Below are 12,538 nucleotides of genomic sequence, written 5' to 3'. Positions count from 1 at the left end.
ATTTCTGTGGCATGGACCAGTGCTGGTCTGGGTGGTGTGGCAAGGATCTGCAAGTATCTGCACGCCCGTGTCGGAGGAATGACCATGGAAGGAAAGCTCACGTGAGCGCAAACTCTGTATCTGCGGAACCTGTTCCGGAAGCATCTGCACCGGAAGCCTTCGTCTACGACGCGATCCGTACCCCGCGCGGCCGTGGCAAGAAGGGCTCACTCCATGGCATCAAGCCCATTGACCTGGTGGTGGGACTGATCCAGGCCCTGCGTGAACGCCATCCGGGATTGGATGAAAACCTGATCGACGACCTGATCCTCGGCGTCGTTTCCCCCATCGGAGACCAAGGCGCCGTGATCGCCCGAACAGCCGTCATTGCAGCCGGGTTGCCCAACACCGTGGGCGGCATGCAGCTGAATCGGTTCTGTGCCTCAGGTCTGGAAGCGGTCAACGTGGCAGCCCAAAAGGTCCGCTCCGGCTGGGACCAGCTCATCATCGCCGGCGGTGTGGAATCCATGTCCCGCGTGCCCATCGGATCCGACGGCGGCGCATGGGCCATGGACCCGGCCACCAACTATGACACCTACTTCGTGCCGCAGGGCATTGGCGCGGACCTCATCGCCACCATGGAAGGCTTCAGCAGGGTCGACGTCGATGCCTTCGCCGTGCGCTCGCAGCGCCTGGCCGCGCAGGCCTGGGCACAGGGACGCTTCGCCAACTCGGTGATCCCCGTCAAGGATCAGAACGGGCTGGTGGTCCTTGACCATGACGAGCATATGCGTCCCGAATCCACCCCGGAGTCGCAGGCCACCTTGCGCCCGGCCTTTGCCGCCATGGGCGACGCCGGTGGCTTCGACGCCGTCGCGCTGCAAAAGTTCCATGCCGTGGAACGCATCGACCACGTCCACACGGCAGGCAACTCTTCCGGGATTGTCGACGGCGCCGCGCTGGTTTTGGTGGGCAGCGCTGCGATGGGCGAGAAGCTGGGCATGAAGCCGCGGGCCAGGATCGTGGCCACGGCAACCTCAGGCGCCGACCCCACCATCATGCTCACCGGGCCAACCCCTGCCACGGAAAAACTGCTCAAGAAGGCCGGCCTGAGCGTGGCCGACATTGACTTGTTTGAAATCAACGAAGCCTTTGCGTCCGTGGTGCTGAAGTACCAAAAAGACTTGGATATTCCGGAAGAAAAGCTCAACGTCAACGGCGGCGCGATCGCCATGGGGCACCCGCTGGGAGCCACGGGTGCCATGATTCTTGGCACCGTGCTGGATGAGCTGGAACGCACGGACAAGCGCAGGGCGGTCATCACTTTGTGCATTGGCGGCGGCATGGGCGTGGCAACTTTGATCGAGAGGGTCTAGGAACATGAGCGAGACAACGAACACCATCCGCTGGGAGCAGGACGCCGACGGGATTGTCACTTTGACCATGGATGACCCGAACCAGTCCGCCAACACCATGAACGCGGACTACAACGTCTCCATGCAGGCAGCTGTTGAACGGCTTGCCGCTGAGAAGGAGAACATCACCGGCGTCGTACTGACCTCGGCCAAGAAGACGTTCTTTGCTGGCGGGGATCTGAAGGACCTCATCGCGGCCACGAAGGCGGATGCTGCAAAGATCTTCGCATTGGGTCAAAACATCAAGGCCCAGTTGCGGACGTTGGAAACGCTCGGCCGGCCCGTGGTTGCGGCCATCAACGGTGCGGCACTGGGCGGTGGGTTGGAAATTGCACTGGCCTGCCACCACCGCATAGCCGCCGATGCCAAGGGATCAGTCATCGGTCTGCCGGAAGTCACCCTTGGCCTGCTGCCGGGCGGCGGTGGCATTGTGCGCACCGTCCGGCTGATGGGGGTGGCCGAGGCCACCATGAAGGTGCTGCTGCAGGGACAAAAATACAAGCCGCGCAAGGCATTGGAAGTCGGTCTGGTCCACGAGGTCGTTGACACTGTGGAGGAGCTTGTCCCGGCCGCCAAGGCGTGGATCAAGGCCAACCCCGACGCCGTCCAACCGTGGGATGTGCCCAAGTACAGGATTCCCGGCGGAACACCGTCAACCCCGGCCTTTGCGGCAAATCTGCCGGCCTTCCCCGCTAATCTTCGCAAGCAGCTAAGGGGTGCCAACTACCCGGCGCCGCGCGCAATCCTGGCGGCCGCCGTTGAAAGTTCCCAGGTGGACTTTGACACGGCCCTTGAGGTTGAGTCCCGCTACTTCGTGGAAGTCGTGACGGGGCAGGTTTCCACGAACATGACGAAGGCCTTCTTCTTTGACATGGGCCGCATCAGCGCTGGAGGCACCCGCCCGGCAGGATATGAAAAATACACGGCCAAGAAGGTGGCTGTGCTGGGTGCGGGCATGATGGGTGCCGGCATTGCCTACGTGTGTGCCAGCGGCGGCATGAACGTGGTGTTGAAAGACGTCTCCGTGCAAGCAGCCGAACGCGGCAAGAGCTACTCCAAGGCACTCACCGACAAGGCAGTGGCCCGGGGAAGCTCAAGCCAGGAGCAGGCAGATGCGCTGCTGGCTAAGATCACGCCCACAGCGGAGGCCGCAGACGTGGCCGGCTGTGACCTTGTCATTGAGGCCGTTTTCGAGAACGTGGAAGTCAAGCAGGCTGCGTTCAAGGAAATCCAGGACCTGGTGGAACAGGGCGCCGTGCTCGGCTCGAACACGTCCACCCTGCCCATCACCGAGCTGGCCAAGGGTGTGAAGAACCAGGAAAACTTCATCGGCCTGCACTTCTTCTCCCCGGTGGACAAGATGCCGCTGGTGGAAATCATCGCCGGGGCAAACACCTCCGATGAAACCCTGGCCAAGGCCTTCGACATTGCCCAGCAAATCCGCAAAACCCCCATTGTGGTCAACGACAGCCGCGGCTTCTTCACCAGCCGCGTCATTGGAACGTTCATCAACGAGGCCCTGGCCATGCTGGGCGAGGGCATCGCGGCCCCGTCCATCGAGCAGGCCGGGCTGCAGGCGGGCTACCCTGCCCCGCCGCTGCAGCTTGCGGACGAGCTGAACCTGTCCCTGCTGGCCAAGATCCACAAGGAGACCAAAGCCGGGCTCGAGTCTGACAACGGGGTGCAACAGTACCGCCACCACCCCGGCACCGACGTGGTGGATACCATAGTCGAAGACCTCCACCGCACCGGAAAGCTGGCCGGTGCCGGATTCTACAACTACACCGACGGCCACCGCACCGGGTTGTGGGAGGGGCTGCGTGAAACCTACGGCGGCACAAAGGAAATCCCCTTCACGGATATGAAAGAGCGCATGCTGTTCGCCGAAGCCCTGGAAACCGTCAAGTGCCTGGATGAGGGAGTACTGCGCAGCGTCGAAGAGGCCAATATTGGCTCCATTTTGGGCATCGGTTTCCCTGCCTGGACAGGCGGGGTGGTGCAGTACATGAACGGGTACGACGGCGGACTGGCTGGTTTTGTGGGCAGGTCTCGTGAGCTTGCGGGCAAGTATGGTGAGCACTTCCTGCCACCGGCTTCGCTCGTAGCCAAGGCCGAGAACGAGGACACGTTCTAGTGGCAGGCGCTGTTGCCGGGACGGCGTTCACCAGGGACTGGAATGCCTTCACCGTAGAACCGGCACCCATGGACGGGGTGACCGTCGTCAGTCTGGTGGGTCCGGGGCGCGGAAACATGATGGGGCTCGTCTTTTGGGCCGAACTCCCGCAGGTCTTCGCCGCCCTCGACGCCGATGAGTCCGTCCGTGCCGTGGTGCTCACGGGTGCGGGGACCAATTTCAGCACGGGCCTGGACGTGCAGGAGGTGCTCGGTAACTGGCTGGAGAAGCTCGGTCCTGGTGCCGCCGCGCAGGCTGCGGCACGCACTGAACTGCTCGGCGTCATAGCCAGTTTCCAAGCCGGGGTCACAGCCGTGGCGTCGTGCAGCAAGCCCGTCATTGCCGCTGTTTCCGGCTGGTGCATTGGCGGCGGTGTGGATTTGATCAGTGCCGCCGATGTCCGCCTGGCCAGCGCCGACGCCAAGTTCAGCGTCCGGGAGGCACGGCTGGCGATCGTGGCCGACGTGGGTAGCCTACAGCGACTGCGCGGCATCATCGGCGAAGGGCACCTGCGTGAGCTGGCGCTGACGGCGAAGGACATCACCGCTGAGCGGGCCGAAAGGATTGGCCTGGTCAATGACGTCCATCCCGACCAACGCAGCTTGGCGGACGCGGCCCTGGCGATGGCGGCGGAGATGGCGGCACTTTCCCCGCTGGCCGTTGCAGGGACGAAGGCGGTGCTCAACGAAGAGCGGGAAGAGCGCATTGCCCGCGGACTGCGGCATGTGGCGTTGTGGAATGCCTCATTCCTTCACAGCGAGGACTTGTTGGAGGCCGTGCAGGCCATGGGTGAACGCCGGCCCGCCGTCTTCAAGGGACGCTAGGCAATGATCCAGCAGCAGTGAAAAAGATGATGACCATACACGAAGGAGTGTTACATGTACCTCACCCAAGGCCTGCACAGATCCCTGCAGTCAGACCCCCAGGGGACTGCCACCATCTACAAAGACCGGGTCCGCAGCTACGTCGAGCACGCCGACCGCATCGCCCGGCTGGCCGGAGCCCTGCAAAATCTAGGTGTTGAGGCCGGGGACAGGGTGGGCATTGTGTCCATGAACAGTGACAGGTACGCCGAATACCTGTTGGCTGTGCCGTGGGCGGGTGCGGCTGTGAATCCCGTCAACATCAGATGGACCCCGGCGGAGATCGCCTATTCGATGAATGACTCGGACACGCGTGTGTTGTTTATCGACGACGCGTTCGTGCCCATGGCACCGATCCTGCTCGAGAAGTCGCCCGGATTGAAAATCCTCATTCATTGCGGCGACGGGCCCACCCCTGAGGGCATGCTTGCCTATGAGGAACTGGTGGCAGAGAACAAACCTGTGGCGGACGCCTACCGCAGCGGCGACGACCTGGCAGGGGTGTATTACACCGGCGGAACCACGGGCTTCCCCAAGGGTGTCATGCTCAGCCATATGAATTTTGTCAGCTCCGGCATGGGCACCGTTGCAAGCGGGGAACTGCTGAAGGCAGGATCCGTGCTGCTGCACGCGGCTCCCATGTTCCACCTGGCCGACTTGGCTGCATGGTGCGGGCTGACCATCCTAGGGGGCACCCACGTTATGGTGTCCTTCTTTGAACCGACCTCCGTGTTTAGGGCCATCGAGGAACACCAGCCCACGGATGTGCTCCTGGTTCCGACGATGATTCAAATCCTGACGGACCACCCCGACGCAGGAAACTACGACTTGTCCTCCATGAAGCGCATGCTGTACGGCGGCTCCTCCATTTCCGAAGGAGTGCTGAAGCGCACCAAGGAGCGCTTTCCCGGGGTGCGTCTGACCCAGGCCTACGGGCAGACCGAAGCCGCCCCCGTCATCACGCTGCTGCTGCCGGACGACCATGAAGGCGAGGCCATGCGCTCAGGCGGCCGGGCTGCCCCGCACTGCCAGGTGGCCATTCTGGACCTTGAAGGCAACGAAGTGCCCGTCGGAGAGGTGGGGGAGGTTTGCTGCAAGGGACCGAACGTCATGCTGGGGTATTGGAATAACCCGGAACAAAGCGCTGCCGCTCTGCGCGAGGGCTGGCTGCACACCGGAGACCTTGGCTACCTGGACACCAGAGGTTTTGTCTATGTCGTTGACAGACTCAAGGACATGATCGTCACGGGTGGGGAAAACGTGTACTGTGCCGAAGTGGAGAATGCGCTGAGCAAGCACGCCGCAGTTGCCTCCTCAGCCGTCATCGGGGTCCCGGACGAGAATTTCGGCGAGCGCGTGCATGCCGTTGTTGTGCTGGCCCCCGGGCAAACCGCCACCGCGGAGAGTCTGCAGACCTTTTGCCGCGAACACATCGCCGGCTACAAAGTACCGCGCAGTTTTGAGTTCCCTCCGGCGCTGCCCATGTCCGGGGCGGGCAAGATCCTCAAGCGTGAACTGCGCGAGAACTACACCGCAGCACAGAAATAGGACCCAATGATTACCATTACCGGTAGGGAACAGTTCAAGGCCTGGCAGGAGAAACTGCTGCCACCCGTCGAGGAGGTACGCCCGGGCGTGTTCTCCGTTCCCGTTCCCTTCATCAACAACCCCATGCGCTACACGCTGGCGTACGTGCTGGTGGGCGAGCAGGAAGTTGCCGTGGTGGACCCGGGCTGGGACTCGGACGAGGGGTGGGAGGCACTCAGGGCGGGGTTGGCAGCTGCGGGCCTCACGCCGTCGTCCGTTTCCGGGATAGTTGTCACGCACTTCCACCCCGACCACTTGGGCATGGCTGCACGGCTGCGAGCAGCATCCGGGGCATGGGTGGCGTTGGGTGAGCATGAGCCGCGGGCCGGGAGTTGGGGCAGTGAGCCGGACGCCCTTGTGGCTGCGGACAGAAAGCAATTTCAGGCTTGGGGCGTGCCTGCTGATTTCCTGGACGAGGTGACGTTTCACAACGACACATGGAATCAGATGGCCAATCTACAGGAGCCGGAACACCGCCTGGCCGACGGCGAGTTGCTCCCCGTTGCGGGGTTGCAGGTGCGGGTGCTGGCCACGCCGGGACACACGCCCGGACACATTTGCCTGGTGGACGAAGCCAACGGGCTGATTCTCACGGGTGACCACGTGCTGCCGAGGATCACCCCGCACATCAGCTTGGAGACCATTAACCAAGTGGACCCGTTGGGGGACTATCTCGCATCCCTGGAGGCCATGGGAGTTGGCGCGGATATGGAGGTGCTGCCCGCCCACGAGTACCGTTTCCGCGGACTGCCCGAACGCGTCGCGGAGCTGAAAGAGCACACGCTGACCCGTTCCGCCGAGGTTCTGGCAGTGCTGGAATCAGGCACGGCGGAAACTGTCTGGGACGTGTCCAGGAAGTTGACGTGGTCGCGCGGCTTTGTGTCTCTGCGTGGCTTTACGCTTCGCCTGGCGCTGGCTGAAACGGCCAGCCATCTGGTATATCTAGCTGCCCGGGGGACCGCCGTGGATATTGCGGTGCCACGCAGCCCTGCAGCCGTAGGATAGGCAACAGGGGAAAACGCAGTGAACTGCATCCCCGGCACCCGGACCGCGACGGTTCCGGGACGTTCTTCGAAAGAGGTTTTTTGAACCATGTCGACCCCCTTGAATAAGCAGGCCGCCGGCATCGGTGCACGCTGGAAGGCTTTGGGCCCGTGGGCACGGACCGGGGTAGCCGCCGCTGTCCTGGTCATTGTCCTGCTGGTGGCCGTCCTTGCCGCCCGGTGGCTGGTGTCCTTGGAGTCCATGCAGTCCTTTATGACGACGTACCCGGGGCAGTCTGAACTGCCTGAAACGGCGCCGGTGGGTATCCCTGCGTGGCTGGGTTGGCAGCATTTCCTGAACATGTTCTTCATTATCTTGATCATCCGTTCAGGCTGGCAGGTGCGCACCACCAAGCGCCCGCCGGCTCACTGGGTGCGCAACAACAAGGGCCTCATCAAAACGAAAAACGCCCCCACGAAAATCAGTCTTGACCTGTGGCTCCACTTGAGCCTGGATGCGCTGTGGGTGCTCAACGGCGCCATCTTCATCGTGGTGCTTTTCTTCACCGGCCAGTGGATGCGGATCGTGCCCACCAGCTGGGATGTTTTTCCCAACGCCATCTCCGCAGGGCTGCAATACCTTTCCCTTGACTGGCCCACCGACAACGGCTGGGTCAACTACAACGGCCTGCAGCTTCTGACGTACTTCATCACCGTCTTCATTGCGGCGCCGCTGGCCATCATCACGGGCCTTCGCATGTCGGGGGCCTGGCCCAAGAATGCCACCGCCTTGAACAGGATCTACCCCATCCAGGCTGCCAGGGCGCTACACTTCCCCGTCATGATCTACTTTGTGTTCTTCATCGTGGTCCACGTGACCTTGGTGCTGGCCACCGGTGCACTGCGCAACCTCAACCATATGTACGCCTCAAGCGACGCGGTGAACTGGTGGGGCTTTGGCATTTTTGCCTTGTCGCTGGTGGTCATGGCCGGGGCATGGTTTCTGGCCAGCCCACTGTTCCTTCGCCCCATCGCGTCACTGATGGGAAAGGTTACGAAATAAGCTGCGCCCCATGCTGGACCGGAGCACGGATGCCGGGCGGGGGACAAACAAGTAAACAAGCAAACCAGGAGGCATCGTGGAAAACCTGACACCGGACCAAGAGGCGGTGGTGGAGATGGTGCGCGACTTTGCCGCCGTCGAGCTTGCCCCGCACACTGCAGCGTGGGATGAGGAGAAGCACTTTCCCGTGGATGTCCTGGCCCGCGCCGGGGAACTGGGCATGGGCGGCATCTACGTAGCGGAGGACTTTGGCGGCTCAGCCCTGAGCCGCACGGACGCTGCCTTGATCTTTGAAGAGCTGGCCGCCGTGGACCCCAGCATTGCCGCCTACATCTCCATCCACAACATGGTGGCCTGGATGATTGACGCGTTCGGCAACGACGAACAGCGTGCCCGGTTGCTACCCGGGATCACCGCCATGACGGAGCTGTGCAGCTACTGCCTGTCCGAACCGGGCGTGGGCTCCGACGCAGCCGCCATTACCACCCGGGCCGTGGCCGACGGCGAGGACTACCTCATCAACGGCACGAAACAGTTCATCTCCGGTGCCGGCGCCTCGGCCTGGTATCTGGTGATGGTCCGCACCGCCGATTTAGGCAGCCGCGGCATCACCGCCGTCGTGGTTCCCCACGATGCTCCCGGGCTGTCCTTTGGCGCGAATGAAAAGAAGATGGGCTGGCGCGCCCAACCCACCCGCCAAGTGTTCTTTGACAACGTCCGCATCCCGCAGGCCAACCGGCTGGGTGCCGAGGGTGACGGGTTCGGCATCGCCATGAAGGGACTCAACGGCGGGCGGGTCAACATTGGTGCGTGCTCACTGGGTGGGGGCCGGGCTGCGCTGGAAAAGTCCATCGCCTACTTGAAGGAACGGCAGGCGTTCGGCGGCCCGCTCATTGAGAAACAGCACCTATTGTTTGAAATCGCACACATGGATACGGAACTGGAGCTTGCCCGGACCATGCTGCGCCGGGCTGCCCGGGCGTTGGATGACGGCGCCCCGGACACCGTCAAACTGTGTGCCATGGCCAAGTGGGTCGCCACGGATGCCGGATTCCATGTGGCCGACCAGGCACTGCAACTCCATGGCGGTTACGGCTACCTCAGCGAATACGGGCTGGAAAAGCTGGTCCGTGACTTACGTGTGCACCAAATTCTTGAGGGTAGCAATGAAATCATGCAACTGATCGTGGGTCGTCTGGCGGTGGAGCGCTAAGCAGTGTTTGATGGGTTCATGGAGAACAATGACGTCCTTGTCCAGCGCACGGGCCACCTGGGCCACCTGGTTTTGGACCGGCCCCGGGCCATGAATGCGCTCAATGCCGCAATGATCACCGCCGTCGCCGACGCGCTGGACACGTGGGAGGCGGACGACGGCGTTGAAACAGTTCTCATCTCAGGTGCTGGCGAGCGGGGCTTATGTGCCGGCGGCGACGTCGTCACGATCTACCACGATGCCGTGTCCGGTGAAGGAGACGCCAGCGAAGCGTTCTGGCGTGCTGAGTACCGCCTCAATGCCCGTATCAAACGCTATCCCAAGCCCATTGTGACCCTCATGGACGGGGTGGTGCTGGGTGGAGGCGTGGGAATCTCGGCCCATGCCTCGCATCGGGTGGTCACCGAACGGTCAAGGGTGGGCATGCCCGAAACCGGCATTGGCTACGTGCCCGACGTCGGTGGCACGCACCTGCTCTCCCGTGCACCCGGGGAACTGGGCACTCACGCTGCACTGACCGGGACCATGGTTAGCGGTGCGGACGCCATCGCCATGGGGCTGGCCGACCACTTCGTGGACTCGGAGTCACTTCCCGCGCTGGTAGCCGAACTGTCCGAGCGCAAGGCAGCGGCCGCCGTCGCACGTTGGGGACAGGAGCCGCCGGAGTCCGCCCTGGTACACCAGCGCTGGTGGATTGATGAGGCGTACGCTCCGGACTGCGCCGAAACCATCCTGGAACGGCTCGGACGCGTTGACGATCCGGCGGCGCAGGCGGCTGCGAAGACGATGGCCGGCAGGTCACCCACGGCGCTGACAGTGACGTTGGCGGCGCTGCGGCGGGCGCGGACTCTGCCGTCGCTGGAGGAAGGCTTGAATCAGGACTTGCGGGTTTCCTTGAGAGCGCTGCGCTGGCCCGACTTTGCCGAGGGCATCAGGGCACAGCTGGTGGACAAGGACAGGAATCCGGCCTGGTCGCCGGCCACGCTGGCGGAGGTTTCCGCCGATGTCGTGGCGGAGGCATTCGCCGGTTTGGGTGAGCGCGAACTGGCTTTGTCCGCGCCGCAGAAATGATGTGAACGGAAACGGCCATGGGCAGTTCAGCGACGAGCAGTTCAGAGACGGGCAGCGAAGCCAAAGGCAGCGACGCGAGAGGCAGTGAAGCAGCGGGCGGGACCGGGAGGAAGGTTGCCTTCATTGGTCTGGGTCACATGGGCGGGCCCATGGCCGCGAATTTGGTGGCGGCCGGTTATTCGGTAACGGGCTTTGACGTGGTGCCGGAAGCGCTCACGGCAGCACAGGCATCCGGTGTTGTGGTGGCGGAATCTGCAGCCGCAGCGGCGGACGGGGCCGACGTCATCATCACGATGCTCCCTGCTGGGAAGCATGTTTTTGCCGCGTTTGAAGGCGAGGGTCCCGGAGGAGGGGTGCTGGCTGCGGCCAAACCGGGGGCGCTGTTTTTGGAATGCTCCACGATTTCCGTCGAAGATGCCAGGGCAGCCCACTCACTGGTGGTCGCCAGCGGTCACCGCGGGCTTGACGCACCGGTCTCCGGTGGCGTGGTGGGTGCCGAGGCTGGAACGCTCACGTTCATGGTGGGTGGTGCAGAGGAAGACTTTGCCGCAGGCCTTCCGCTCTTTGACGTCATGGGAAAGCGCATCGTGCTGTGTGGCGGACCCGGCATGGGCCAGGCCGCGAAGGTCTGCAACAACATGATCCTGGGAGTCTCCATGATTGCCGTCAGCGAGGCATTCGTGCTGGCGGAGAAGCTGGGGCTCACCCACGCCGCCCTCTTCGATGTGGCAGCGAACGCCTCCGGGCAGTGCTGGTCGCTGACCACCAACTGTCCTGTCCCCGGCCCCGTGCCGGGCAGCCCGGCCAACCGTGACTACCAGCCAGGGTTTGCCGGGGCGTTAATGGCCAAGGACCTGGGGCTGGCAGTAGAGGCGCTGAACTCAACAGGAGTCGAGGCCGTGCTGGGCCGCTCCGCCGAAGAGATTTTCCGCGAGTTTGCCTTGCATGGCGGCGCCGGCACGGATTTCTCCGCCATCATCAATTCCATCCGGGACGCCTCTGACAGTGCGGGCCTAGCCAGTGCTGACCCAGACCACGCTGACACAGACGACGCTGACACCGATTAGGCGTCCGTCTTCCCGCATCCCGCCTTCTTCCACCTCTTCAACCCGCGAACGGAACATACCCCCACCATGACGCAGCCTTCCTTGATCCTGACCGAACAACGCGGCCGAGTCGGCCTCATCACGCTGAACCGGCCCGAGGCGCTGAATGCGCTCAGCGACGGCATGGGCCATGAAATTCTGGCCGCAGCCCAGGCTTTCGACGCGGATGCGGGAGTGGGTGCCATTGTCCTCACGGGCTCCTCGCGTGCCTTTGCCGCCGGTGCGGACATCAAGGAAATGGCACAGAAGTCGGCTGTGGAGATGTACTCCGCCAACTGGTTCTCCGTCTGGGATGAGCTGGCACGCGTCCGCACGCCTATGATCGCGGCCGTGGCCGGGCATGCGTTGGGTGGTGGCTGCGAGCTGGCCATGATCGCCGACTTCATCATTGCCGCGGACAACGCCAAGTTTGGCCAGCCCGAGATCAAGCTTGGCGTGATCCCTGGCATGGGTGGCTCTCAGCGGCTGACCCGGGCGATTGGCAAGGCCAAGGCCATGGAAATGGTGCTGACGGGCCGCGTCATGGGTGCCCTTGAAGCCGAACAGGCAGGGCTCGTGGCCCGGGTGGTTCCGCTTGACTCGCTGCTGGAAGATGCGTTGGACACAGCGGCAACCATCGCCTCCATGTCCAAGCCGGTGACCATGATCGCCAAGGAAGCCGTCAACGCAGCCTTCGAAACAACCCTAGCCGAGGGTATCCGGATGGAACGGCGCTCCATCTACGCCTGCTTCGCTACTGAGGACCAGAAAGAGGGCATGGCCGCCTTCACACAGAAGCGTCCGGCCGAATTCAAGCACCGCTAGCCGGGCACCTGGACGTGGGTTTTCCGCACAAACGTACCTTGGCTGCTTATACGGTGGAAAGAACGTCCGTTTATGCAGTCAAGGTGCGTTCCTGCACGGAACCTGCTGTTGGAGGCGTCCTGTAGGGTTCATCGATTTGGTGTTTGGTGGAATCAACTGTACTGTTGAGGACGCAACGCGGGGTGGAGCAGTTCGGTAGCTCGCCGGGCTCATAACCCGGAGGTCACAGGTTCAAATCCTGTCCCCGCAACCAGATGAGAGAAACCCTCGGCCAGACGGCC

General features: G+C 63.0%; 10 protein-coding genes and 1 tRNA gene. All 11 read left to right on the top strand.

Annotated elements, in window-relative coordinates; genetic code table 11:
* Window positions 1-101 precede the first annotated feature (101 nt).
* On the top strand, window positions 102-1,355 hold the full coding sequence (locus JMA46_RS03310) for an acetyl-CoA C-acetyltransferase (protein WP_348770039.1): 1,254 nt from the start codon (window positions 102-104) through the stop codon (window positions 1,353-1,355).
* Between the two features lie 4 nt (window positions 1,356-1,359).
* Window positions 1,360-3,528, top strand: coding sequence for a 3-hydroxyacyl-CoA dehydrogenase NAD-binding domain-containing protein (locus tag JMA46_RS03305; RefSeq protein ID WP_207343870.1), 2,169 nt, complete (start codon window positions 1,360-1,362; stop codon window positions 3,526-3,528).
* On the top strand, window positions 3,528-4,391 hold the full coding sequence (locus JMA46_RS03300; RefSeq protein WP_348770038.1) for a crotonase/enoyl-CoA hydratase family protein: 864 nt from the start codon (window positions 3,528-3,530) through the stop codon (window positions 4,389-4,391). The genes JMA46_RS03305 and JMA46_RS03300 overlap by 1 nt, the downstream gene beginning before the upstream one ends.
* Before the next feature lie 54 nt (window positions 4,392-4,445).
* A complete protein-coding gene (locus JMA46_RS03295; protein ID WP_207343869.1) occupies window positions 4,446-5,978 on the top strand; it encodes a long-chain fatty acid--CoA ligase in 1,533 nt (510 codons plus the stop codon).
* Window positions 5,979-5,984: 6 nt separating this feature from the next.
* Window positions 5,985-7,022 carry an MBL fold metallo-hydrolase gene (locus tag JMA46_RS03290; protein WP_207343868.1) on the top strand — a complete coding sequence of 346 codons (1,038 nt, stop codon included), beginning with the start codon at window positions 5,985-5,987 and terminating at the stop codon, window positions 7,020-7,022.
* A gap of 87 nt (window positions 7,023-7,109) precedes the next feature.
* On the top strand, window positions 7,110-8,063 hold the full coding sequence (locus JMA46_RS03285) for a cytochrome b/b6 domain-containing protein (protein ID WP_207343867.1): 954 nt from the start codon (window positions 7,110-7,112) through the stop codon (window positions 8,061-8,063).
* 76 nt (window positions 8,064-8,139) lie between these two features.
* A complete protein-coding gene (locus JMA46_RS03280; RefSeq protein WP_207343866.1) occupies window positions 8,140-9,276 on the top strand; it encodes an acyl-CoA dehydrogenase family protein in 1,137 nt (378 codons plus the stop codon).
* Window positions 9,277-9,294: 18 nt separating this feature from the next.
* Window positions 9,295-10,347 carry an enoyl-CoA hydratase/isomerase family protein gene (locus JMA46_RS03275; RefSeq protein WP_207343865.1) on the top strand — a complete coding sequence of 351 codons (1,053 nt, stop codon included), beginning with the start codon at window positions 9,295-9,297 and terminating at the stop codon, window positions 10,345-10,347.
* Between the two features lie 17 nt (window positions 10,348-10,364).
* Window positions 10,365-11,414, top strand: a complete 1,050-nt coding sequence (mmsB, locus tag JMA46_RS03270) for a 3-hydroxyisobutyrate dehydrogenase (protein WP_207343864.1) — start codon at window positions 10,365-10,367, stop codon at window positions 11,412-11,414.
* A gap of 66 nt (window positions 11,415-11,480) precedes the next feature.
* Window positions 11,481-12,257 carry an enoyl-CoA hydratase gene (locus JMA46_RS03265; protein ID WP_207343863.1) on the top strand — a complete coding sequence of 259 codons (777 nt, stop codon included), beginning with the start codon at window positions 11,481-11,483 and terminating at the stop codon, window positions 12,255-12,257.
* A 176-nt stretch (window positions 12,258-12,433) separates the two neighbouring features.
* Window positions 12,434-12,510: transfer RNA gene (locus JMA46_RS03260), tRNA-Met, on the top strand.
* The last annotated feature ends 28 nt before the right edge of the window (window positions 12,511-12,538 follow it).

The organism is Arthrobacter sp. E3, assembly GCF_017353415.1.
Taxonomy (GTDB): domain Bacteria; phylum Actinomycetota; class Actinomycetes; order Actinomycetales; family Micrococcaceae; genus Specibacter.
The sequence above is the reverse complement of the archived record's forward strand: the minus strand, read 5'-3'. Positions and strand labels throughout refer to the sequence as shown.